The following is a 24110-nucleotide window of genomic DNA, read 5'->3' as shown; positions in this document are numbered from 1 at the left end:
TTTCCGCTCCGACCTAGAATCGAGGCACGCCCGAAAAACCGGCGGCCGCACAGGGGAAATTTCGATCGATGGCCTATGTCGCCCGCCAAAGCGGCCTGCCGGCAAGCAGGACGCCGCTGAAGAAGCGCATCGCCGATGGCGCCGCACCCTATCTCTATGGCGCGCCGGCGCTGATCCTGATCGTCACCGTGATGCTGGTGCCGCTGGTGCTCGGCGTCTCCTACGCCTTCCGCGATATTCAGCTCCTGAATCCGTTCTCCGGCGCCTATATCGGCCTCGATCACTTCCGGGCGCTGTCGGAGGATCAGGCCTTCTACCGGGCGCTGCGCAATACGCTGTGGTGGACCGGCGCCTCTGTGTTCTTCCAGTTCGTCTTCGGCCTGATCCTGGCCCTGCTGCTCGATAAACCCTTCTATGGCCGCGGCCTCGCCCAGGCTCTCGTCTTCCTGCCCTGGGCGGTGCCGAGTTTCCTTGCAGGCCTCAACTGGGCCTGGCTGTTCAATCCGGTCGTAGGCCCCCTGCCGCACTGGTTCTACGCGCTCGGCCTCATGAGCGAGCCGCACAACATCCTGTCCGACCCGCAGCTTGCCATGTGGGGGCCGATCGTCGCCAATGTCTGGTGGGGCATTCCCTTCTTCGCCATCACGCTGCTAGCCGCCCTCCAGGCGATCCCGCGCGACCTCTATGAGGCCGCAAGCATTGACGGCGCCGGCCCGGTCCAGCGCTTCCTCTCGATCACCCTGCCATTCCTCGCGCCGACGATCGCCATCACCATCCTGTTGCGCACCGTCTGGATCTCCAACTTCGCCGACCTGATCATCGTCATGACCAATGGCGGACCGGCCGATCGCACCCAGATCGTCGCCAGCTACATCTTCACCCAGGCCTTCAAGCGGCTGGATTTCGGTTACGCCTCGGCGATCGCGCTGGTGCTGCTGGCGCTGCTGCTCGCCTATTCGATGCTGATCGTCATCCTGCGCCAATGGCTCCTGAGCAAGGATTGAACCGATGCGCGCCAAACCGCTTTTCCTCATGATCGCGCACCGGCTGGCAATCCTTGCCTATATCGCGTTTGCGCTCTTCCCGCTCTATTGGCTGTTGAAGGTCGCGGTCACGCCGAACGACCTGCTCTATTCCGAAGGCATTCGGATGTGGCCGTCGCGCGCCAGCCTCGAGCATTTCGACTTCGTGCTCCGCCACAGCGCCTTTCCTGTCTTCTTCAAGAACAGCCTGATCGTCTCGGGCTCGACTGCCGTCATCGTCACCATTCTCGCCTCGCTCTCGGGCTACGCGCTGTCGCGCTTCAACTTCCGCGGCAAGTACTGGCTGGTGGCGCTGATGCTTCTAACACAGATGTTCCCGCTGGTGATGCTGGTCGCGCCGATCTTCAAGATCCTCTCGCCGATGGGCCTCACCAATAGCCTGACCGGCCTCGTTATCGTCTACACCGCCTTCAACGTGCCCTTCGCCACCTTCCTGATGCAGTCCTTCTTCGACGGCATTCCGAAGGACCTGGAGGAAGCGGCGATGATCGATGGCGCAACACAGTTCGTCGCCTTCCGCCAGATCATCCTGCCGCTGACGCTGCCCGGCATCGCCGCCACACTCGGCTTCGTCTTCACCGCGGCGTGGAGCGAGCTGTTGTTCTCGCTGATGCTGATCTCCGGCAACGACCAGGCGACCTTCCCGGTTGGACTTTTGTCCTTCGTGTCGAAGTTCTCCGTCGACTTCGGGCAGATGATGGCTGCCGGCGTGCTCGCGCTCATCCCCGCCTGCCTCTTCTTCCTGCTCATTCAACGCTATCTCGTCCAGGGCCTCACGGCCGGCGCGGTCAAAGGCTGAGGATTGCTCTCATGGCTTCCATCGATATCGCCAATATCCAGAAATCCTACGGCATCCACCCGGTCCTGCACGACGTCGATCTCAAGATCGGCGACGGCGAGTTCGTCGTGCTCGTCGGCCCGTCCGGTTGTGGCAAATCCACGCTTCTGCGCATGATCGCCGGCCTTGAAAGCGTCACCTCGGGCGAGATCCGCATCGCCGGCAAACGCGTCAACGAGCTGGCGCCAAAGGACCGCGACATCGCGATGGTGTTCCAGTCCTATGCGCTCTATCCGCATATGTCGGTCGCCAAGAATATGAGCTACAGCCTGAGGCTCCGGAAGACCGCCAAGGAGAAGATCGCAAGCGTCGTTTCAGGGGCAGCCGCCAAGCTCGGGCTCGATCCGCTGCTCGAGCGCCGTCCGCGCGCGCTCTCGGGCGGCCAGCGCCAGCGCGTCGCCATGGGCCGTGCCATCGTTCGCGAACCCAAGGCGTTCCTGTTCGACGAGCCGCTCTCGAACCTCGACGCTCGCCTGCGCGAACAGATGCGCGCCGAAATCAAGAAGCTGCACAAGGATCTCGGCGCCACCTCGATCTACGTCACGCACGACCAGATCGAGGCCATGACGCTCGCCGACCGCATCGTCGCCATGAACGGCGGCTTCGTACAACAGGTCGGAAGCCCGCTCGACCTCTATGACCGGCCGGCCAATCTCTTCGTCGCCGGCTTCATCGGCTCGCCCGGCATGAACTTCTTCGAGGGCACCTACCGAAACGGCACCACTCCCCGCTTCGAAACAGATGGTGGCATCGTCATCCCGGCTCAGCCGCATCCTGCCCTCGCCGACGGCGGCAAGGCGACGCTCGGTATCCGGCCGGAACATGTGGAGATCGGCGTCGAAGGCCCGGATGCGCTGAAGGCCAATGTCGACCTGGTCGAGCCGACCGGCTTCGGCATCATCCTGCATCTTTCCTTCGGCCGTGCCGGCTTCAAGGCGTTTACCAACGACCGCCGGTTCCTCAACGTTTCCGGCTCGCTGCCCGTGCGCCTGCCCGTCGAACGGCTGCACTTCTTCGATGCCGACGGCAATCGCGTCTGATTGCCGACACCGGCCATGGTGAAAAATTAGGCGGCGTCGGCGAACTGGCCGACGCCGCCGGTTGACTTCCTGAGGACGAGGCGTACCGTTTCGGTGTCGCAAGTATCAACCGCCGTGGCGCCAACTTAAGAGAAGCAAGCACCGCCAAAACGACAGATTGACGATAGCCTTCCTTGCCTGCGCCCGGCGATTTTGAGGAAGTGTCATGCGAATTCTTGTTGTTGCCCTTGCCTTTTCGACAACCTTGCTCTGTCCGCTCGCCGCCCTCGCGCAAGAGGGTGATGCCACGGCCGGAGCCACGGTCTTCAAGAAATGCGCCGTCTGCCATATCGTCGACAGCGATACCAACAAGGTCGGGCCCTCGCTCAACCATGTCCTGGGGCGAACCGCCGGCACCCATCCCAACTTCAGCTACTCCACGGCTATGGTCGATGCCGGCAAGGGTGGTCTGGTCTGGGACGAGACGACGCTGCGCGACTATCTGCACAATCCCAAGGCCAAGGTGAAGGGCACGAAAATGGCCTTCGTCGGGCTGAAGGACGACACGGACATCTCCAATCTTCTCGCCTATCTCAAGCAGTATTCGCAGTAGGCTGAAAAGACGAAACGCAACCGCCGCTCGCCACGTCGGCGGCGAATTGCGACTATTGGACGTTCGTGCAATAATTGCATCTACAGCGCCGCGCGCCTGACCAGACGCAGAGAGGTCGCTGTAGAACTTTGAATTCCTGCATGTTTTCATCCCTGGATCGACGACGACCAAGGAAAACGTGCAGCAGAGATCTACGGATTGCGTCTTCATGCCCACAGCCGCCAGCGGCGAGGAGGGACAGAAATGGCCGTGGTCGTTATTCTGGTTTTACTGGCCGTCGGATCGGTATTGTTTCATCTGTTGAGCCCGTGGTGGTGGACACCGATCGCGTCCAACTGGAGTTACATCGACAATACGCTGATCATCACCTTCTGGATTACCGGCGTCGTCTTCGTCGCCGTGGTTCTTTTCATGGCCTATTGCGTGCTCCGCTTTCGCCATCGCCCGGGAAACCGGGCGGCCTATGAACCGGAAAACCGCAAGCTCGAAGGGTGGCTTGCCGGCGGCACGACTCTCGGCGTCGCCGCCATGCTCACCCCCGGCCTTTTCGTCTGGCACCAGTTCGTGACCGTTCCCGATGGAGCGGCCCAGGTTGAGGTCGTCGGCCAGCAATGGCTGTGGAGCTTCCGGCTCCCCGGCGCCGACGGCAAGCTCGGCACTTCCGAGACCCGCGACATCACGCCGGAGAACTCGCTCGGCCTCAACCGCAACGATCCGGCAGCGCTTGACGACGTCGTCATCGAGGGCGGCGAATTGCATCTGGAAGTCGGCAAACCGGTCAAGATGCTGCTTCGCTCCGTCGATGTGCTGCATGATTTCTACGTGCCGGAGTTCCGCGCCAAGATGGATATGGTGCCCGGAATGGTCACCTATTTCTGGCTGACGCCCACCCGCACGGGCACGTTCGAGGTCCTGTGCGCGGAGCTTTGCGGCGTCGGTCACCCGCAGATGCGCGGCACCGTCGTCGTCGACAGTGCGGAGGACTATCAGGCCTGGCTTTCGCAGCAGCAAACCTTCTCGCAGCTGCAGGCACAAGCAGGAGTGCAGACGAAGGAAACGGCGCAGGCATTAAATGCCGCCCCGGCGCAATAGAGGCGCCCCGACGGCCAAGCGGGATGAGGAAAAGTGCTCGCGGTATCCGCCCGCGTCCCGCACGTGAGGAGACGCAATTCCATTGTTGGACGTTCGGAATTGCAGGTTCAAGGCGTTGGATCGAGATGATCCGGTGTTGGGAGGTTCTCGCAGATGGTCGATATCCGGCATAGCACGGGCGAACAGATTGGCCCCGCGGAAGTGGAGGACGTGGAGCTCTATCATCCCCATAGCTGGTGGACGCGTTATGTCTTCAGCCAGGATGCTAAGATCATCGCCGTGCAATATGCCTCGACCGCGATCGCCATCGGCATGGTCGCCCTGGTGCTCTCCTGGCTGATGCGGCTGCAGCTCGGCTTTCCCGGCGCCTTCGCCTTCATCGATGCCGAGCGCTACTACCAGTTCATCACCATGCACGGCATGATCATGGTGATCTATCTGTTGACCGCGCTGTTTCTCGGCGGCTTCGGCAACTACCTGATCCCGCTGATGCTCGGCGCGCGCGACATGGTCTTTCCCTATGCCAACATGCTGAGCTACTGGCTCTATCTGCTCGCCGTCCTCGTGCTCGTCGCCAGCTTCTTTGCGCCGGGCGGACCGACCGGCGCCGGCTGGACGCTCTATCCGCCCCAGGCGGTTCTGTCCGGAACGCCCGGCGGCAAGGACTGGGGCATCATATTGATGCTGTCCTCGCTCATCCTCTTCGTCATTGGCTTCACCATGGGCGGGCTTAACTACGTGGTCACCGTGCTCCAGGGTCGCACGCGCGGCATGACGCTGATGCGCATGCCGCTCACAGTCTGGGGCATCTTCACCGCGACGGTGATGGCGCTGCTCGCCTTCCCCGCCCTCTTCGTCGCCTGCGTCATGATGCTGTTCGACCGGGTGCTCGGCACCAGCTTCTTCATGCCGGCGATCGTCGAGATGGGCGAACAGCTGCAGCATGGCGGCGGAAGTCCGATCATGTTCCAGCACCTCTTCTGGTTCTTCGGCCATCCCGAGGTCTACATCGTGGCGCTTCCCGCCTTCGGCATCGTGTCGGATCTCATCAGCACCCACGCCCGCAAGAACATCTTCGGCTACCGCATGATGGTCTGGGCGATCGTGATCATCGGCGCGCTCTCCTTCATCGTCTGGGCGCACCACATGTATGTCAGCGGCATGAACCCCTATTTCGGCTTCTTCTTCGCAACGACCACGCTGATCATTGCCGTGCCGACGGCGATCAAGGTCTACAATTGGGTCCTGACGCTCTGGCGTGGCGACATCCACCTGACGCTGCCGATGCTTTTTGCGCTCGCCTTCATCGTGACCTTCGTCAATGGCGGGCTGACCGGCCTCTTCCTCGGCAACGTCGTCGTCGACGTGCCGCTCTCCGACACGATGTTCGTCGTCGCCCATTTCCACATGGTCATGGGTGTCGCGCCGATCATGGTGATCTTCGGGGCGATCTATCACTGGTATCCGAAGATCACCGGCCGCATGCTCAATCAGGCCATGGGGCAGATCCATTTCTGGGTCACCTTCGTCGGCGCCTATCTGATCTTCTTCCCGATGCACTATCTCGGGCTGATCGGTGTTCCGCGCCGCTATTACGAGATGGGCGAGACGGCCTTCGTGCCGGCGTCCGCCCACACGCTCAACGAGTTCATCACCATCATGGCGCTGATCGTCGGTGCCGCCCAGATCGTCTTCCTCTTCAACCTCATTTGGAGCATCCGCCATGGCCGCGAGGCCGGCGGCAATCCCTGGCGGGCAACAACGCTCGAATGGCAGACGCCGGAAACGCCGCCGCGCCACGGCAACTGGGGCAAGGAGCTGCCGGTCGTCTACCGTTGGCCCTATGACTACAGCGTGCCGGGAGCTGCGGAGGATTTCATTCCGCAAACTGAGCCGGGTCCGGTAGGCCACGCGCCGGAGGGTGCCTCATGAACGTCACCCTCGTCTTCCTGGCGGTGATCTTCGCGATCGCCGCCTGGTGGCTCAGCCGGCAGCGGCTGTTCTCGAAACCCTGGCTGGAGGTCGGCCACGCCCACGACCCGCGCCCACTCGGCAGGCCTTCGATCCCGCCTGCAAAAATCGGCCTCGGCGTCTTCCTCGCCGTCGTCGCAGCACTCTTCTCCCTCTTCATCAGCGCCTACTTCATGCGCATGGCCTCCACCGACTGGTGGTCGACGCCGATGCCGAAGATCCTGTGGCTGAACACCGCCATCCTCGCACTCGGCAGCCTGCTCCTGCATGCGGCCCGCGTGACTGCCGAACAGCATCGTGAAGAGGCGAGCCGCACGGCGATGATCGCAGCGCTTGCCGCCGGTCTCGCCTTCCTTGCGGGCCAGGTCTTTGCCTGGCGCGAACTCTCTGACGCCGGCTTCCTGCTCGCCGACAATCCGGCCAACAGCTTCTTCTACATGATCTCGGGCATGCATGGCCTGCACATTCTCGGCGGCCTGTTCGCCCTGACGCGGGTCATCGTCAAGACGCGCGCCGGCGCGATGGGCGACAAGGCCGTGCTGTCGATCACGCTCTGCGCCACCTACTGGCATTTCATGCTGGCCGTATGGCTGGTGCTCTACGCGCTCTTTTCCGGCTGGGCCAACGACTTCGTCGAGCTCTGCCGATCCCTCTTGACCTGAAGGAGCCAAGGCATGTCCGCCGAGACACATTCGCCTGTCCGAGAGCCGCTCCACCGCCCGGCGGGACTTGCGGGCTTTGCCGCAGACTGGGCGTCGGACCAGCGGACGTTCAAGAACGTCTCCTGGGGCAAGGCGATGATGTGGATCTTCCTCTTGAGCGACACCTTCGTCTTCGGCTGTTTCCTCATCGCCTACATGTCGGCGCGCATGTCGACGGCCGTGCCCTGGCCCAATCCGAGCGAGGTCTTCGCGCTGCACATCGGCGGCTCGGACGTGCCGCTGATCCTGATCGCCATCATGACCTTCGTGCTGATCACCTCGAGCGGCACGATGGCCATGGCCGTCAACTTCGGCTACCGGCGCGATCGCAAGAAGACCGCACTTCTCATGCTTCTGACCGCCCTTTTCGGCGCCACCTTCGTCGGTATGCAGGCCTTCGAGTGGACGAAGCTGATCACCGAGGGTGCGCGCCCGTGGGGCAATCCTTGGGGAGCGGCCCAATTCGGCTCGACCTTCTTCATGATCACAGGCTTCCACGGCACCCACGTCACGATCGGCGTCATCTTCCTGCTGATCATCGCGCGAAAAGTGTGGCGCGGCGATTTCGACACCGAACGGCGCGGCTTTTTCACGAGCCGAAGAGGACACTACGAGATCGTCGAGATCACCGGCCTCTACTGGCACTTCGTCGACCTCGTCTGGGTCTTCATCTTCGCATTCTTCTATCTGTGGTGAGGCATGGCCATGACGGAAACGACTGTTCACACCCACGCGGCACCGGCAGCAAAAGCGGAAGGCCACGCACAAACCCACCAGCAGCATCCGATCGGCCTCTACCTGGTCGTCTGGTTGCTGCTCTTCGTGCTCAGCACCTTTTCCTACCTCGTCGACTATGTCGGGCTACAAGGCTATCTCAGGTGGTCGCTGATCCTGATCTTCATGGTGCTGAAGGCGGGATTGATCGTGGCGATCTTCATGCACATGGCCTGGGAGCGGCTGGCGCTGATCTACGCCATCCTGCTGCCACCGCTTTTGGTGCTGGTCTTCGTGGCGCTGATGGTCTCGGAATCGCACTACGTGCTCTTCACCCGCCTCACCTTCTTCGGCGCGGCGCCGTGAGCATGAAAGCGGCGCCGCCCGAGCAGGCGGCGGCGCTGGCTGCTTTGTGCCTCAGTGTTGCTGAAGCCCGGTGATCATCGCGATGATCTCGTTCTTGTCGGTCTTCGCCGTCTCGCGAATGCCGATCTGCTTGCCGCGACGCAGGACGCAGATGCGATCCGATAGCTTGAACACCTGATCGAGGCTGTGGCTGATGATCAGTACGCCGATATTGCGGCTCTTCAGCGATTCCACGATCTCCTCGACCTTGGCGGTTTCGGCAACGCCGAGTGCCGCCGTCGGTTCGTCGAGCAGGATCAGCTTGCTCGCCCAATGGGTGGCGCGGGCAATGGCGACGCCCTGGCGTTGCCCGCCCGAGAGGTCGCGGATCGTCGCATGGGCCGAGGGGATGCGGACATCCAGTTCCTTCACCAGCGTCTCCGTCTCGGAAATCATCCGGCGACGGTCGAGCAGGCCGAAACGGTTTACCGGCTCGCGGCCGAGAAACATGTTCATGTAGACCGTCTGCTGGTCGGCAAGTGCCAGGTCCTGATAGACGACCTCGATGCCATGAGCCCGCGCCATGGTGGCGTTCGACATCGCCACGGTCTGGTTCTCGATGGTGATCGTACCCGAGGTCGGCGTGTAGACGCCGGAGATAATCTTGATCAGCGTCGACTTGCCGGCGCCGTTGTCGCCGACGAGCGCCACGATCTCGCCCGGACGGACCTCCAGCGAGAAGTTCTCGATCGCGGTGACGCCGCCGAAGGTCTTGCGGATGTCCTTGAGCTTCAGGACCGGTTCGTTTGCGGAATTCGTGTTCACGGTCATCCCCCCTCAAACCGGCCAGGCTGCGGTTTCGCCGAAACCGTTTTCGATCGTTTCCACCTTCGGTGCGCCCTTGGAGATGCCCGACACGCCGACGACATAAGCGCGCGTGACGAAGGCCTGCCCGCGGAAGCCGAACACCGCCGTATCGCCAGGCTTGGGCGCAGCCGGTCCACTGGCGTCGATCATCGCGTAATAGTCGATCGCCGAGGGTGGCGGCACTTCGACGCTTCGAAGCGCCGATGCAGCCGTGGTCGGCTCAGTCGATACGATCGCCTTGACGTCGTAATCCGGGAAGATCGGGTCGATGTAGAAGCCGCCACCGAAGCAATAGGCCTTGCCGCCCGAGAGATGGGAGACCTCGGTAAGGTAGAGCACCGCCGGCAGTTCCGGCAGGTCTTCCATCACGTGCAGCGCGGTGGTGCCATGCAGGCCGTTGCCCGGCTCACATTGCGTCGCACCCGCTTCGGCAAGGGCCGGCAGCATGACGCTGGAGGTCGTGCCCGGTGCGTTCACCTCGATCCCTGTCCGCCCGGCCTTGGCCAGCGCCTCGGCCGCTTTCGAGAGCGTTGCCAGGTTGTGCGTCGGCTTCACCTTGCGGCTTTCATGATCGAAGAGCAGCGCAGGAAACGTGGTGATGCCGGCAAAACGGCCACCGGCGAGGCCGTCGAGGCGATCGGCAACCGCAGCAACGTCGCTGGCATCGAACCCGCCTTCATGACCGCGGTAGAAGGTGTCGCCTTCCGCCCTGATGCGGGCGAGCAGATCCTGTCGATAGCCGGCGGCATGGGCACCGGCTGCCGCTTCTGCAGCCTTCTCGGCGTTGAAGACCGTCCAGTAGTCCGGCCGGAAGGTCTTCGCCGCGGCAGCCGCCTCATGGCGCGCGACCTGCTGCAGGTGGCCGAGATGGCCGACCTTCAAGCCTGCCTTGTGGGTGGCGCGGGCGCAGGCCATGTCGACGGCAACCGAACGATCGATGCCGCCGCGCTGGACGGCATCACAGAACGAGCTGGAGCGGCCAACCTGCTTGGTCATGGCAAAGGTCTTCAGGCCGAGGCGACGGGCCTCGTTGCTCATGATCGCCGCATTGCCCTCGACCGTATCGAGGTCGAGCACGTAGGCGTTGGCCGGGATCTTGCCCTGCTGGTGCAGGGCCATCGCCGCTTCGATGAATGCCGGGTTGCGGCGGCGCAGAACGTCGAGAAACATGAAATCCTCCTTCAGCGGGACTTTTCGCGCAGCGACACGGCGACCGCGGCGAGGATGATAAGACCGCGAACGATCATCTGGTCGGAAACGGAAAGGCCCATCAGGATCAGGCCATTGTTGAGCATGCCCATCATCAGCGAGCCGACGAGCGCGCCGATGATCGTGCCCTTGCCGCCGTTGAGCAGCGTGCCGCCGACGATGACGGCGGCAATCACCGTCATCAGGTCGGTCTCGCCAAGGGTGTACTTGGCCGCCTGCAGCCGGCCGGCGTAGAGCAGGCCGGCAAGCCCCGCGAGACCGCCGCTGATGACAAGCACGGCGAGCCGGATGCGCGGCACGCTGATGCCGGACACGCTCGCCGCACGGCTGTTGTCGCCGGTCGCCAGCACATGGGCGCCGAAGCGGGTTTCGCGGTAGATGATGTGGCCGCAGACGACCGCGACGATCGTCCACCAGATCAGCGAGGGAACACCGAGGAACGAGCCCGAGCCGAAGAAGCCGGTAAAGGTGCTGTCGGTTACCGGGATCGAGCGCAGGTTCGTCATCGAGCGGGAGACGCCTGCGAAAAGCCCGAGCGTCGCCAGTGTCACCAGGAACGACGGCAGTTTGACATAGGCGACCAGCGCGCCGTTCAGGAGCCCGACCAGCAGGCCCGCGCCGATCCCGGCGACGACGCCGGCCACCAGGCCGTATTCGTTGATTGTCACCGCCGCCGCCAGCGCCGAGACGGCAACGGTCGAGCCGATCGACAGATCGATCTCGCCGGCCGACATGACGAAGACGAGGCCGATCGCCATGATCGTCACCGGCGCTGTCTGCAGCATGATGTTCGACAGGTTGCGAACCGTCAGAAAGCCGCTGTCCCGAAGCACGATGGCGAAGAACAGAAAGATCGCCAGGAAGCCGAGATAGACGACGTATTGCTGCAGGTTGAGGCGGCTGACGAGGCTTGCCGGCTGGCCGCTCGCGCTGGAATGGGCACTGGACATTATTCTTCCTCCGAAGGCAGGGAGAATGCTCCCCCTGCACTACGGCGCCGCACGTCCAGTCAGACGCGCAAAGGTCGCCGCAGCACTATGAGAAGCTGCATGTTCTGTCCCAAATCGACGACGATTTGGGACGCATGCAGCGGGCATCATTTCATCACTTCATCGCATCCGCGATCGTCGCGGGTACGTCCTTGTTCAGAGACTTCTTCCAGCCGTCGGCGACGGTCGCCTTGGTCACGGCAAGCGAGTCGACGACCAGGAAAGGCTCGGCCTTCTTGCCGACCAGAGACCCTGCCGCGGCGCGCGCGGCGGTGACGCCGATATTGTAAGCTTCGTCGGCGACGAGAGCTGCGATGTTGCCGCTCTTGACCATGTCGAGTGCTGCCGGCTCGTTGAGGTCGAGCGTCACGATCTTGGTGTGGCTGTTGCCGGCGCCGCGCAGCGTCGAAAGTACGCTCAGTGCCGGCTCCGCCCAGGTCACATAGATCCCGTCGAGATCCGGGTTCTGGGTGATCATGCCTTGCGCGATTTCCTCGCTGCGGGCCGGATCCGCCATGCCGGCCTCGGCAACGATCTTCATGTCAGGATAGTCCTGCTCGATCGTCGACTTGAAGGCGCCGTCGCGTTGGTTGGTCACATAGAAATCGGCGTCGTGATAGATGTAGCCGAGCTTGCCCTTGCCGCCGAGCGCATCCGCCATGGCAACGGCCGCCTTGTTGCCCATCTGGAACAGGTCGTCCGAGACGATCGTCACATAGTCCTTGCCATGCTCGTAGCCGGCCGGCGAATTGTCGACGAAGGCGAGCTTCACGCCGGCGGTGCGCGCCGGATCGTAGACCACGGCGGCGGTCGCCGGATCGACCGGCAGCGACAGGATGATCGAGGGCTTCTTGGCAAGCACCGTCTCAACATCCGCCTTCTGGCGGGCGGCATCGAAGCCGGCATCGGTCTGTGCGACCACCTCGACGCCGAGGCGCTTGAATTCGTCCTGGGCGCCGCTGTTGACGGCATTGGTGTACTCGCTCATCTCGTGCCAGACGAGCGCTGCGGTAAATTTGCCGTCCTTGATCTGTTGTTCCTGCTCCGCCGTCAGCGTCAGGCTGCTCGCGGGCGTCGGCGCCTCACCATGCGGCCCTGTGGTCTTGCCGTCTGCGGCAAAGCCGGATGTTGCGGCAAATACCGTCGCCAGCAACGCGAAATGTCTCACTGCCCTGTGCATCTCTGCCTCCCTTTGGGATGGTGCCGCCGGAAACGTCCTCTCTCCCGGCGGCCATCGGATTATTTCGCTGCCGGATTACTTGGCCGCGTCGAGCACCGACTGCGGTGCATCGCGGTTGAGCGACTGCTTCCAGCCGTCCGCGACGTTTTCCTTGGTGACGGTCAAAGCCGGGGCAACGACGAAGGCCGGCGTCTGCTGCCCGAGCAGCGACTTCAGGCCGGTCGCAGCCATGGCGCGTCCAAGCTCATAGGCCTTGTCGGCAACAAGCGCCGTCACGTTGCCACCCTGGACCATGTCGAGTGCCACCGGTTCGGCAAGATCGAGCGTGACGATCTTGGTTTTGGTATTGCCGCTCGAGCGCAGGGCGGAGAGCACGCCGTCGGCAGGCTCGGCCCAGGTCACGTAGATGCCGTCGAGATCAGGATTCTGCAGCAGCATCGCGCTTGCCAGTTCCTCGGCACGTGCCGGGTCGGAGATGCCCTGCTCGGCAACGATCTTGATATCCGGATAGTCCTTCTCGATCGTCGACTTGAAGGCTTGGTCGCGTTGGTTCGTCACATAGTAGCTGGCGTCATGGAAGATGTAGCCGACCTTGCCCTTGCCGCCGATCGCCTTGGCCAGCGCATCGGCCGCCTGCTTGCCCATCTGGAAGAGATCGTCGGTGACGATCGAGGCATAGTCCGTGCCCTGCTTGTAACCGCTCGGCAGATTGGAGAGGAAAACCAGCTTGCTGCCATCGGTGACGGCCTGGCGGAAGGCTTCGGCCGAGGTGACCGGATCGAGCGGCAGCGCCAGGATGACGTTCGGCTTGGCGGCAAGCGCGGTCTCGATGTCGCTACGCTGGCGGGCGGCGTCGAAGCCTGCATCCGTCGTCACCGCAATCTCGACGCCGGCGCGGGCAAACTCATCCTTGGCACCGGCCGAAACGGCATTGGTGAAGTCGGATGAGGTGTGCCACAGCAGCGCTGCCTTGTAGCCCTTGCCCTTGAGCGCGCCGATATCGGCATCGGTCAAGGCGACATCGGCGCTCGGCGTCGCGGTCTCCCCGGACGGACCGACCGTCTGGGCGGATGCGGCATTGGCGGCAAGCACGAAACCGCTGACGAGCGCAGCAGCCATCAATTTCTTCAAGATCATTGTCGTTCTCCCTCTTGTTTGGCAGTTCAGTCCATGACGCCGCAGTAGCGCGCCATGAAGGCGGCAAATCCGACGATCCCGGCGAGGTATTCCTCCACCTCGACCCGTTCCTCGTAGGTATGGCAATTGCGGATGTCGCCGGGCGCGCAGTAGACGGCAGGCACGCCCAAGCGGTTGACGAAGAACGGCGATTCCGACCAGAAGGGGGCACCCTCGATCACCCCGCGTCCGGCCATGGCTTCCGCCATGGCGGTCGACAGCGCGCCGACTTCGCCGGCCGTTTCGTCGATTTCAGCCGCCGTGCCGCCAAGCGCGTGGTCGCGACCGGCCGGATAGGAAAACTCGACCGTGATTTCCGGATCGGTGATCGCCGAGCGCACCGCAGCCTCGATCTCGGCTGCCGCCGTGTCCAGCGATTCCCCCGGCAGGAGCTTGCGGATCAGCGACAGGGTGCAGCGCTCGGGCACGGCAATGTAGCCGCCGCCGGCAAGGCCCGTGATCAGCAGGAAACTGCGGCCGATCAGCTTGTGCTCGGCCCGTGCAGCGATTTCGTCGGAGTGTTTCCAGAGTGCCGACATCGCCGCATGGCTGGCGCGCAGCGCATCCTTGCCAAGTTCCGGTACGCCGAAATAGGCGGACTTGCCTGTAATCGTGATGTCGGTGATGAAAAAGCCGATCTGCGCCGGATAGACGGACAGCCGGGTCGGCTCGACATAGACGACGAAATCTGGCCGCTCGATCTCTCCGGTTTCGATGCGACCGACCAGATCCTTGATACCGGCCGAAACGCCGGTGCCCGGCTGGCCGCTTTCCTCGTCGCCGATGAACGCAAAGGCCACGTCGCCGGCCAGATCCACGCCAGCCTTGTCGAGCAGCGACAGCGCCGCCAGCGACGCGCAGATGCCGGCCTTCAGATCGCCCGAGCCGCGCCCCCAGACCGCGCCGTCGATGATCGGTGCGGCGAAGGGATCCTCGCGCTCGGTACCGGCCCAATGTTCGCGCCAGCCGTCGACATGCACCGTATCCGTATGGCCGATGAACAATAGGCGTGGCCCCTTGCCACGGCCCTTGCGCTCCGCCCAGACGTTCGGCCGACCCGGCAAAAACTCCGCCGTTTGCAAGCCTTCAAGGCCAAGGCGCTGCATCGTTTCGGCCAGAAAGGCGACGAAATTCGCCTCGTTGCCGGTAATGCTCTCACGCCCGATCGCGCCACGAAAAAGATCGACCGCCGCGTCGCGGTCAAGCACCGCCCGCAAACGTTCGACCAGACCGTCATTCATCGTCATCACATCGCCTCCCGAAGCGCGTTGACGTTTGCCCGCGGCAGCGAAATCCGACCGTCGGGTGCATCGACCCCGAAGAGAGTATTGTGCAACTGACCGAGCCCGATCGCCGCCGCCCCGATGATTGCGGCGCGCGCGCCGAGTTCACCGGTCTCGACATTGACCGGATAAGGGAAGCACTGCGGCAGGAAGGATTTCACCCGCTCGAGCATTTCCGGACGAAGCCCGATCGAGCCGCCGAGGATAACCTTCTGCGGGTTGGCGATGGCAGCGATCGCCGCAACACCGGCGGCCAGATACCGCGCCGTGTCGTCCAGCACCGTCAGCGCTGCCGCATCGCCGGCTTCCGCCTTGGCAAAGATGGTGGGCACGGTGACCGTGTTGCCCGAAAGTGCCGCGTAGCGCTCCGCCATGCCATGCGAGGCAACTGCCCGCTCGAAGGCGCCGGTGCGCAGCGATTCCGCCTCGAACGGATCAGCGCCGAGCGGCAGGAAACCCATTTCGCCGGCGGCATTGCTGACGCCGCGCACCAGATGGCCGCCGACCATCAGGCCGCTACCGACACCGGTGCCGAGCGCCACATAGGCAAGGTTGTCGATGCCCTGCCCCTGCCCCAGCCAGTTTTCGCCGAGGACGGCGAGATTGACATCGTTCTCGAGCATCGCGCCGAAACCGAGCACCTCTTCGAAGGCACCGACGACATCCATCGTGTCGAAGCCGGCGATATTCGGCGCAAGCAGCACACGGCCGGTCTCGCTGCAGGGCGCGCCGGGAACGCCGACGACCGCTAGCCGGATCTTCTCGCGGGCAATCTGCTGCCGGTCTGCCGCATCAAAGGCCATGGCGGCAATTTGCTCCACGACGAAGCGGCCGCCACGCGGATCGGTCGGCGCCGTGTCTTCGGCAAAGATCTGGCAGGCGAGATCGGTGATCGCCACGCGCACTTTCGTGCCGCCGAGGTCGACGGCGATGATGAAGGCGGCATCGCACACCAGTTCGTAGGTGACGGCCGTGCGCCCGACATGGCCGCTGGTGCGCCCCGTCTCCTGCACCCAGCCCTCTTCCTCGAGGCCGCGAACGATCTCGGAAATGGTCTGCTTGGAAAGGCCGGTCTGCTTCGAGATCGACGCACGCGAAATTGGCCCGCCCTGGACGATCGCCTCCATGACGGAGCGCTGGGAGAACTTCCGGGAGATGCGCAAGCTGTCGTTCACGGGGACCTCTTTTAATTCGTTCTGTTACCGAACTTATTAAGATCAGGCATCGCTGTCAATCTTGCCCGATAGGATTATCTTTCATGGCGAACGGCGCGGTCTGCGGAGAAACAGGGCAACGGCGATGACGCATTCGGATGCGTCGCCATTTGCGATATGCTAGATGAAATCAGATTGGCGCGGAGGGCGCTTTTTCTCAAGAAATCAGTGGCATGACCGTCTCGACAGCTCTCGTTCCGCGATCCGCAAAATGCTCGGCTCTGGTCGTGCAGTTTGATGATTATGTCGTAGACAGGCTCTGGTCGTGATCCGTCACGCCCTAAAATCCGGCATCCAATCCAACCAGGGTCGCAATCAATGGCAGAGTTTCCGCAAAAGGCGAAAGTCGTAATCATCGGGCTGGGGGGCATCGTCGGCGCCTCGATCGCGCATCACCTGATCGAGCGCGGCTGGGATGACATCGTCGGCATCGACAAGTCGGGCGTGCCGACCGATATCGGCTCGACCGCGCACGCCTCGGACTTCTGCTACACCACCAGCCACGATTATCTCTCGGTCTGGACGACGCAGTATTCGATCGATTTCTTCGAGAAGATGGGCCACTACGCCCGCATCGGCGGCCTGGAAGTGGCCCGCACTGGTGACGATGTCTGGATGGAAGAGATCAAGCGCAAGCTTTCCTCCGCCAAGGCCTTCGGTACCCGCGCCCACTATGTTTCGCCGGCTGAAATCAAGGCGATGTTCCCGCTGATCGAAGAAGATCAGGTGATGGGCGGCATGTTCGATCCGGACGCCGGCCTCGTCATCCCGCGCTCGCAGACGGTTGCCGGCAAGCTGGTCGATGCGGCGGAAAAGTCGGGCAAGCTGCAGGTCTTCGGCAACACGCCGGCAAAATCGCTGATCGTCGAAAACGGCCGTATCAAGGGCGTCGTCACCCATCGCGGCACGATCATGGCCGACCACGTCATCGTCTGCGCCGGCATCTGGGGCCGCCTGATCGCCGAAATGGTCGGCGAGGATCTGCCGGTCATGCCCGTCGACCACCCGCTCACCTTCTTCGGCCCGTACAACGAGTTCGAGGGCACCGGTAAGGAAATCGGCTTTCCGCTTCTGCGCGACCAGGGCAACTCCGCCTATATGCGCGACACCGGCGACCCGAAGACCACCGAGGGCGGCCAGATCGAGTGGGGCTATTACGAGACCACCAATCCGCGCCTCTGCCATCCGCGTAACATCCTTGAAAAGCACGAGGCGCGCCTGTCGCCCTCGCAGCGTGACCTCGAGATGGAACAGATCATCGAGCCGCTCGAGCGCGCCATGGAGCTGACGCCAATCCTCGGCGAACTCGGCTATAACGAGAGCCATTCCTTCAACGGTCTGCTGCAGGTTTCGGCCGCCGGCGGTCCTTCCTGCGGCGAGAGCCAGAAGGTGCGCGGCTTGTGGTATTGCGTCGCCATCTGGGTGAAGGACGGTCCCGGCTACGGCAAGCTGATCGCCGACTGGATGACCGACGGCCGCACTAAGATCGACCACGCCTCGATCGACTACTCCCGCTTCTATCCGCACCAGCTCGAAGAGAAGTTCATCGAGGGCCGCTGCTTCGAGGCGGCGCAGAAGATCTATTACCCCGCCGTGCACACGCGCGAACCTTATGCCACTGGCCGCAACGTCAAGCGCTCGCCCTTCTACGAGCGCGAAAAGGAGCTCGGCGGCTACTTCATGGAACTCGGCGGCTGGGAGCGCGCCCATGGCTACGCCGCAAACGAGCACCTTCTGGAGAAGTACGGCGACCGCGTACCGGTACGTGAAAACGAATGGGACAGCCGCCATTTCTGGCGTGTTTCCAACGCCGAACATCTGGCGATGAGCGAGGATTGCGGCATCGTCAACCTCTCTCACTTCCACATGGTCGACATCGAAGGCCCTGACCATGTCGAGCTTCTGGAGTGGCTTTGCGCCGCCAAGGTCGGCGGCGACGCCAATATCGGCAAGGGCATCTACACCCACTTCCTTGATGACGAGGGCATGGTGCGGGCCGACTTCACCGTCTTCCGCATGGCAGACCGCGGCCGTCTCGTGAACGGCGCCGACGCCGGCCCGCGCGACTTCCAATATATGCGCCGTGTCGCCGAGGACCGTGGCCTCGACGTCACCATCACCGATGTGTCGGAAAAATTCATCACCATCGGCATCTGGGGGCCGAATGCCCGTGAGAACCTGAAGAAGGTGGTTGCCGATCCGGCAGGCCTCGACATCGAGAACTTCGCTTTCGCTGCGATCAAGCCGATCGAGATCGCCGGCAAACATGTGACCGCCTTCCGCATCTCCTACGTCGGCGAGCAGGGCTGGGAACTGCACATGAAGTACGAGGACGGTCTGGCCGTCTGGGACGCGCTGCGCTCGACCGGCGTCATGGCCTTCGGCGTCGAAACCTATGCGAACTCGCGCCGCATGGAAAAGAGCCTGCGCCTACAGAACGCCGACCTTCTTACCCAGTACAACCTGATCGAAGCCGACCTTGCCCGTCCGAAGGTCAAGGACGTCGACTTCCGCGGTAAGGCAAAGCACCTCGAGTACAAGGCGCGCGAGCACCAGCCGGCCATGCTTTGCACGCTGGTCATGACGGAAAACACCGACAGGAACGGCGTCAAGCGCTACCCGGTCGGAACCCTGCCGGTCATCGATCCAGAAACGGGCAAGGTTCTCATCGACGAACTCGGCCGCCGTTCCTACACCACCTCGATCGCCTTCGGCCCGACGATCGGCAAGAACATCGCGCTTGCCTATCTGCCCTGGTCCCATTGCCAGGTCGGCCGCAAGCTCAATGTCGAATATTTCGCCGAGACCTATCCGGTCGAAGTTGTCGGCATCGGCTACAAGCCGCTCTACGACCCGGAAAACCTGAAGCCGCGCAGCTGATCGCTCGGTTCAACGTTTAAAAACAAAAGGCCCGCTCGGATCCGAGCGGGCCTTTTGATGTCGACGAAAGATCGAAATCAGGGCAGCACGTGGCCCGCCGCGGTAAGGAGCCGATACCAGTCCTCGCGCGACAGCGTGATATCGGCGCCGGGTGCGATGTCGGCAAGCCGTTCCGCGCTGGTCGTTCCGAGCACCACCTGAATGTTGGCCGGATGCCGGGCGATCCAGGCATAGGCGATGGCCGACGGCGACACGGCATACTTCGCCGACAGTTCGTCCAGCACGCGGTTGAGTTCCGGGAAGTTCTTTTCGTCGCCGACGAAGACGCCGCCGAAGAACCCCTGCTGGAACGGCGACCAGGCCTGAAGCGTCATGCGGTTGATGCGCGAATAGACGACCACTTCGCCATCGCGATCGATCGATTGCTCGAGACCTGCCATATTGGCGGCGATCCCGAAGGCGACCGAGGGCGCATGCGCTATGCTGAGCTGGATCTGGTTGGCGACGAGCGGCTGGCGCACCGCCGTTTTCAAGAGATCGATCTGTCGCGGCGTGTGGTTGGAGACGCCGAAATGCCGGACCTTGCCGGCCGCGTGCAATGTGTCGAAGGCCTCCGCCACCTCCTCCGGCTCCACCAACGCGTCCGGGCGATGCAGCAAGAGAAGGTCGAGATAGTCGGTCTTCAGCGCCGCCAACGATCGATCGATCGATTGCAGGATGTGCTCTTTGGAGAAATCGAAATAACCGCGGCGGATCCCGCACTTGCTCTGGATGACGATCTGTTCGCGCTCTGCCGTCTTCAGCCGCAACGCATCGCCGAAACGGCGCTCGCAGGCATGCAGCTCGCCACCATAGATATCGGCATGGTCAAAGACGTTGATCCCGACGTCCCTTGCCTTGCCATAGAGCCGGTTTATGGCGTCATCGCTGAGATCGACAATCCGCATCAGGCCGAGAACGGCAGAGGAAACGGAAAGGTCGGTTGGTCCCAGATTGAATCTTTTCATCGGCTCGCACCATCAACATCGTTTCGAGGGAGGATTTTCGCAAAGGTGCGGCGCGGCCGACCTTGCGAAATCTTTGATCCTCAATCTCTAAGCAGCCCAAGGGCGCTTGGCAAACGCCTTTGGGACAAACCCTGGAGACTATGCGACCGCTGCACCCAAGCGGAAAAGGTCAGGGCATCGGACGTCCCAACAGGCGCGGGCGGTCCGGGCAGACGTCGAACGCCCGCCCCTGCCTGGACCGGTCAGGCCGCGGACCGATAGCGCTCGGCCGGCAACGACTGGGCAAAATTGGGCAGCAGTGCCTGCCGTGCCGTATCGAGTGTGTTCCACTGATCGGCATCGGGAAGCGGCGGGATGGTCACCAGTTCGCGCCGGTCGTAGCCGATCAGCGCCGCATCGACGAGATCGCCGACCTCCATCACGCCTGAAAGCGTGTCGATATCGACGCCGGCATGATCCCAGATCTCCGTGCGTGTCGCTGCCGGCAGCACCGTTTGAACGTAGACCCCCTTCTGTGCGAGCTCGACATTCAAGCCTTGAGAGAGGAACAGCACGAAGGCCTTGGTCGCACCGTAGACAGTTGCGCCCATCTCCGGTGCAAGCCCGACGACCGACGCGATGTTGATGATCGCCCCCTCGCCTCTCTCCGCAAAACCAGGGGCCGCCGCATGCGCAAGCCTGGTGACTGCAGTGACGTTGAGCGCAATCAGCTTCGAGATGTCCTCGTTCTGCTGCTGAAGAAAGCCGCGCGGGATAGAGGTCCCGGCATTATTGACCAGCACACCGATGCTCCGGTCTTCGCGCAGGCGCTGCTCGATCCTGGCGAGGTCCCGCTCGTCCGTCAGATCGGCCGGCACCACATCCACCGCCACGCCGGTTTCTTTCGTGAGGCGCGTCGCGAGAGCGTCGAGCCGCTCCGCGTTGCGTGCAACCAGAACGAGATCATGGCCGCGACGCGCAAATCGCTCCGCATAGACGGCACCAATACCGGTGGAGGCACCGGTTACAAGGACTACAGGCTTCCTGCTCATCGATTGTGCTCCTTGGGTTTATTCATGACAGTCATCATGTATTTTGATATATGATCGCCATCATGTATAATGTCAATCGAAATTTCAGGAGACGATGATGCGCGTGAGCCGGAAGCAGGTCGAAGAGAACAAGAAGACGATCCTGGAGGCGGCCGGACAGCTGTTCCGGGAGCGCGGCTTTGAGGCCGTCACCGTTACCGATGTCATGAAGGCGGCGGGCCTCACCCATGGCGGCTTCTACGGCTACTTCAAGTCGAAGGAGGATCTGATCGCGCAGACATTGGCCGGGCTGCAGGGAGAAACCGAGCCGCTAACGATGGATCTGGCATCCGTCGCCCGACGTTACCTTACGCCGGAGCATCGGGACGATTTTGGCCACGGCTGCCCGCTTGCAGCCCTCGCATCGGAGGTGAGCCGCCAACCGGGGGCTGCACGGTCGGAGATGACAGGCGCCTTGAAGCGCCAGTTCGCCCGGTTCGGCAAGGTGGCGCCGGGGACGGATGAGCATGAGAAGCGCCGCGCGGCGATCGGCAGTTCTGCAGCCATGATCGGCGCGCTTATCCTGGCGCGGATGACCGACGACCCCGACCTGTCGACGGAAATTCTCGATGAGACGCGGGCATGGCTTTCCGGCCGCGATCACGGAAAGCTGGTAAGCCAGGATCTCTTCGAAGGAGAGACCGGCGCTTAGGGCTGAACCATGCAGCGGGAAATGCGCCGCGGTTTGTGGTCACGCTACGCGGCTAGTTAGGTATTAGAGCGCAGGCGGCAGAGCGGGGCGGCGACCAAGTGCTTGGCAGATCCTCTAACGTGTGGAATTCAATCGCTGGTCACTCCGCCGGAAACGATAGTCCGGCGAGACACAGGCATCGTTGATGAGGGGGCGTCAGGCGCCCGAAGACAAACCGGCAAGGCGCTTTCCCGGGTCGGGCATAGGAAGGTTCGCCCCAAGGCCCGCCCATCGCGCCTCATCCGAGGCAGAGGCGATGCCTTATCGCGCCGTCACCGGGGCTCCGGCCAGCCGAATTTCTTCGTCCAATAGCCGTTCCAATCATTCGCCGACTGTTGCGTTCGCCGGTAAATCCTCTCGGCCTCCTCCTCCGCTTTCAAGGCCTCCGCCAGCGCCGCATCACCCTTTGCATTGGCGCGCGCCTTTTGCGCGATGTCGAGACCGATCCGCGCTTCTGCCTGCGCATCCGCCAGGAACTGGCCTGAGCTATGGCCTTCGGCATCGGCAACATGGTGCAACTGCCTGCCGGCGGTTTTCAGATTATAACCGAGCACGATCTCGGTCTCGGCAAAACGGCTGCGATTGCCGCGCACCGTCGCGGTTAGCGCATTGGCGATCGCCTCTTCATGTCTGAGACCGGGATTGTTGACCAGTTCCGCTTCGACCCGGCCCGCGAAAATCTCACCCTGCTCGTTGAGGATCTCCTTCAGCACTGCCTTCACATTGGGGTCGCTGGATTTGAAGCGGTCGGAGTTCAGCAATTCCAGCGCGGTTCCGACAAAAGCGTCAGCCCTCGCCTTCAGCTCCAGCATGCTGTTGTTGACCGCACCCTGCGCCTGCGTCGTTGCCCTGCCAGGCTCCGCTGAAACGCCGTTCGCGACCTTGAGGATGCTGTTCGCGCTGTCGGCAGAACCAGCTTTCTCCTCGGCCTCGGTGGCTGTCCGCCTGAGGATTTCCAAGGCAACATTGCTCGTTGGCGATATGGTGGTCACGGGTGGATCTCCGCGGCGAAGGCGGTGCTCCTGCACCTGCCTGCCGAATGGGTGCGCACAGCCTCATGCTATCGCGGGAATCAAGGATGAAAGCAACTATCGATTGCATATCTTAATAAACGGGTAACGCCAATCATCGAAGCAGACCATGCAGCTGCCTCGCCCATTCTCCGAAGCGAAACCCGACGATGCGCTCCGATTTGAGCGCCTCGCACGACGCTTCTCCTTGCCGAACACTGCGACAAAGGCCCTGCTCTTCCTCCGATGAGCGAGCCAAGCCTATGCGTTACGCGTCGGGTCGTTATGTGTCGGTGTCGGTGTCGGGGGCGTAATAGATCGGTTGCGTTGGGCGCTCAGGCCTCGTGCCTGATCTCGATGTTTGCGGGATGTCATCCTCTGTGAAGCGGCAAGCACCATCGCTGACCACCTGCACATCCTCCCGGCTTGCGGCCATTAAGTCCCGCTGGAGCGACCGTTGGCGCTGAATGCCATCCTGCGCGATGTCATTGGGTCACAGGAGCGAGGTTGAGTTTAGCGCCGGCGTTTGCTCGGTTTCCTGTGCCTTAGAACGGACAAAAGCCCGCGGGATTTCTCCGAGCGGGCTTTATGATTTGGTTGCGGGGGCAGGATTTGAACCTGCGGCCTTCAGGTTATGAGCCTGACGAGCTACCGGGCTGCTCCACCCCGCGTCCAGCGCAAATCCCTTTGGGATTTGGCGCGATCGCGTAAACCGCTTTGCGGTTTATGCTTTTCCGGTCCGGGTTTTGCGTGCGCAAAATCCCGTTGTTTGTCTCAAACCTAGCAAAACAAAAGGGCCGCTTGGTGGCGGCCCGTGTTCGGCTGGGCCGAGGGATGAAGAGAAGATGTTTTCCGGTATTTCTTGCGCTTTGCAGACCTGGCAGCGACCTACTCTCCCGCGTCTTAAGACGAAGTACCATCGGCGCTGGGGCGTTTCACGGCCGTGTTCGGAATGGGAACGGGTGCAGCCACCCCGCCAGAACCACCAGGTCGGCAAAGCGCAAGATTTGAGCTTGCGGGCTCAAACCGGATTGAGAAGCTGGTGAGTTGGTGATGCCAACTCGTTTTGTTTTGAACACGTCGCTCATTTGGTGATGAGCACAAGCAATGGGAACGATCAAGCCAATCGAACGATTAGTACTGGTAAGCTTCATGCGTTGCCGCACTTCCACACCCAGCCTATCAACGTGGTCGTCTT

Annotated in this window: 21 protein-coding genes, 1 tRNA gene and 2 rRNA genes; 11 read left to right on the top strand and 13 right to left on the bottom strand. The window is 62.5% G+C overall.

All coding sequences use genetic code 11. The features are described 5' to 3' along the window. Positions 1-68: 68 nt before the first annotated feature. The 9 genes from OKW20_RS15920 to OKW20_RS15880 all read left to right on the top strand — a co-directional run bounded on the left by OKW20_RS15920 (position 69) and on the right by OKW20_RS15880 (position 8357). Complete coding sequence (locus OKW20_RS15920) at positions 69-1004, top strand: carbohydrate ABC transporter permease (RefSeq protein ID WP_429173527.1); 936 nt, start codon at positions 69-71, stop codon at positions 1002-1004. A gap of 4 nt (positions 1005-1008) precedes the next feature. Beyond that, entirely contained in the window at positions 1009-1842 is an 834-nt protein-coding gene (locus tag OKW20_RS15915; protein ID WP_429173524.1) for a carbohydrate ABC transporter permease, read from the top strand. A gap of 11 nt (positions 1843-1853) precedes the next feature. Next, positions 1854-2921 carry an ABC transporter ATP-binding protein gene (locus OKW20_RS15910; RefSeq protein ID WP_429173521.1) on the top strand — a complete coding sequence of 356 codons (1068 nt, stop codon included), beginning with the start codon at positions 1854-1856 and terminating at the stop codon, positions 2919-2921. A 205-nt stretch (positions 2922-3126) separates the two neighbouring features. Beyond that, the gene (locus OKW20_RS15905; protein ID WP_043611241.1) at positions 3127-3513 is read left to right on the top strand and encodes a c-type cytochrome; all 387 of its coding nucleotides are present in this window, start codon (positions 3127-3129) and stop codon (positions 3511-3513) included. A gap of 243 nt (positions 3514-3756) precedes the next feature. Then, positions 3757-4605, top strand: a complete 849-nt coding sequence (locus OKW20_RS15900; RefSeq protein ID WP_192447118.1) for a cytochrome c oxidase subunit II — start codon at positions 3757-3759, stop codon at positions 4603-4605. 153 nt (positions 4606-4758) lie between these two features. Further along, positions 4759-6537 carry a cytochrome c oxidase subunit I gene (ctaD, locus tag OKW20_RS15895; protein WP_429173517.1) on the top strand — a complete coding sequence of 593 codons (1779 nt, stop codon included), beginning with the start codon at positions 4759-4761 and terminating at the stop codon, positions 6535-6537. Next, positions 6534-7238, top strand: a complete 705-nt coding sequence (locus OKW20_RS15890) for a cytochrome c oxidase subunit 3 (protein WP_429173515.1) — start codon at positions 6534-6536, stop codon at positions 7236-7238. The genes ctaD and OKW20_RS15890 overlap by 4 nt, the downstream gene beginning before the upstream one ends. Before the next feature lie 12 nt (positions 7239-7250). Further along, entirely contained in the window at positions 7251-7973 is a 723-nt protein-coding gene (locus tag OKW20_RS15885) for a heme-copper oxidase subunit III family protein (RefSeq protein ID WP_429173512.1), read from the top strand. Between the two features lie 9 nt (positions 7974-7982). Continuing rightward, positions 7983-8357 (top strand): cytochrome C oxidase subunit IV family protein, encoded by a 375-nt coding sequence (locus OKW20_RS15880; protein ID WP_429173509.1) that lies wholly within the window; start codon positions 7983-7985, stop codon positions 8355-8357. A 51-nt stretch (positions 8358-8408) separates the two neighbouring features. Here the strand turns inward: OKW20_RS15880 and OKW20_RS15875 are convergent, their stop codons facing one another. The 7 genes from OKW20_RS15875 to OKW20_RS15845 form a co-directional block, all read right to left on the bottom strand. After that, positions 8409-9161 carry an ATP-binding cassette domain-containing protein gene (locus tag OKW20_RS15875; protein WP_429173507.1) on the bottom strand — a complete coding sequence of 251 codons (753 nt, stop codon included), beginning with the start codon at positions 9159-9161 and terminating at the stop codon, positions 8409-8411. Between the two features lie 12 nt (positions 9162-9173). Next, positions 9174-10373 carry an alanine racemase gene (locus tag OKW20_RS15870; protein WP_429173505.1) on the bottom strand — a complete coding sequence of 400 codons (1200 nt, stop codon included), beginning with the start codon at positions 10371-10373 and terminating at the stop codon, positions 9174-9176. An 11-nt stretch (positions 10374-10384) separates the two neighbouring features. Further along, complete coding sequence (locus OKW20_RS15865; protein ID WP_429173503.1) at positions 10385-11362, bottom strand: ABC transporter permease; 978 nt, start codon at positions 11360-11362, stop codon at positions 10385-10387. Between the two features lie 154 nt (positions 11363-11516). Beyond that, positions 11517-12581: a substrate-binding domain-containing protein gene (locus OKW20_RS15860; RefSeq protein WP_429173501.1), complete on the bottom strand. Its 1065-nt coding sequence runs from the start codon at positions 12579-12581 to the stop codon at positions 11517-11519. A gap of 75 nt (positions 12582-12656) precedes the next feature. After that, complete coding sequence (locus OKW20_RS15855; RefSeq protein ID WP_429173500.1) at positions 12657-13718, bottom strand: substrate-binding domain-containing protein; 1062 nt, start codon at positions 13716-13718, stop codon at positions 12657-12659. Between the two features lie 26 nt (positions 13719-13744). Next, positions 13745-15004, bottom strand: coding sequence for a M20 family metallopeptidase (locus tag OKW20_RS15850; protein WP_429173497.1), 1260 nt, complete (start codon positions 15002-15004; stop codon positions 13745-13747). Next, entirely contained in the window at positions 15004-16215 is a 1212-nt protein-coding gene (locus OKW20_RS15845) for an ROK family transcriptional regulator (protein WP_429173494.1), read from the bottom strand. Before OKW20_RS15845 ends, OKW20_RS15850 begins: the two co-directional genes overlap by 1 nt. Positions 16216-16572: 357 nt before the next feature. On the opposite strand from OKW20_RS15845, the gene OKW20_RS15840 reads away from it, so the two are divergent. Beyond that, a complete protein-coding gene (locus OKW20_RS15840) occupies positions 16573-19134 on the top strand; it encodes a GcvT family protein (protein WP_429173492.1) in 2562 nt (853 codons plus the stop codon). 77 nt (positions 19135-19211) lie between these two features. Here OKW20_RS15840 and OKW20_RS15835 read toward each other — a convergent pair whose 3' ends face one another. Together OKW20_RS15835 and OKW20_RS15830 are read right to left on the bottom strand one after the other, a co-directional pair. Next, a complete protein-coding gene (locus OKW20_RS15835) occupies positions 19212-20141 on the bottom strand; it encodes an aldo/keto reductase (RefSeq protein ID WP_429173489.1) in 930 nt (309 codons plus the stop codon). Between the two features lie 242 nt (positions 20142-20383). Then, entirely contained in the window at positions 20384-21172 is a 789-nt protein-coding gene (locus tag OKW20_RS15830; RefSeq protein WP_429173487.1) for an SDR family NAD(P)-dependent oxidoreductase, read from the bottom strand. A 97-nt stretch (positions 21173-21269) separates the two neighbouring features. Between OKW20_RS15830 and OKW20_RS15825 the strand changes: the two genes are divergently transcribed. Then, positions 21270-21863, top strand: a complete 594-nt coding sequence (locus OKW20_RS15825; protein ID WP_429173485.1) for a TetR/AcrR family transcriptional regulator — start codon at positions 21270-21272, stop codon at positions 21861-21863. Positions 21864-22174: 311 nt separating this feature from the next. Here OKW20_RS15825 and OKW20_RS15820 read toward each other — a convergent pair whose 3' ends face one another. The 4 genes from OKW20_RS15820 to OKW20_RS15805 all read right to left on the bottom strand — a co-directional run. Continuing rightward, positions 22175-22894, bottom strand: coding sequence for a hypothetical protein (locus tag OKW20_RS15820; protein WP_429173483.1), 720 nt, complete (start codon positions 22892-22894; stop codon positions 22175-22177). 612 nt (positions 22895-23506) lie between these two features. After that, a tRNA-Met gene (locus tag OKW20_RS15815) sits at positions 23507-23583 on the bottom strand. A gap of 204 nt (positions 23584-23787) precedes the next feature. After that, a 5S ribosomal RNA gene (rrf, locus tag OKW20_RS15810) occupies positions 23788-23902 on the bottom strand. 123 nt (positions 23903-24025) lie between these two features. Beyond that, a 23S ribosomal RNA gene (locus OKW20_RS15805) occupies positions 24026-24110 on the bottom strand; the annotation flags it as partial.

It is taken from the genome of Ensifer sp. LBL, from assembly GCF_050435225.1.
Taxonomy (GTDB): Bacteria; Pseudomonadota; Alphaproteobacteria; order Rhizobiales; family Rhizobiaceae; genus Ensifer.
This window is presented reverse-complemented; position numbering and strand designations above follow the sequence as displayed.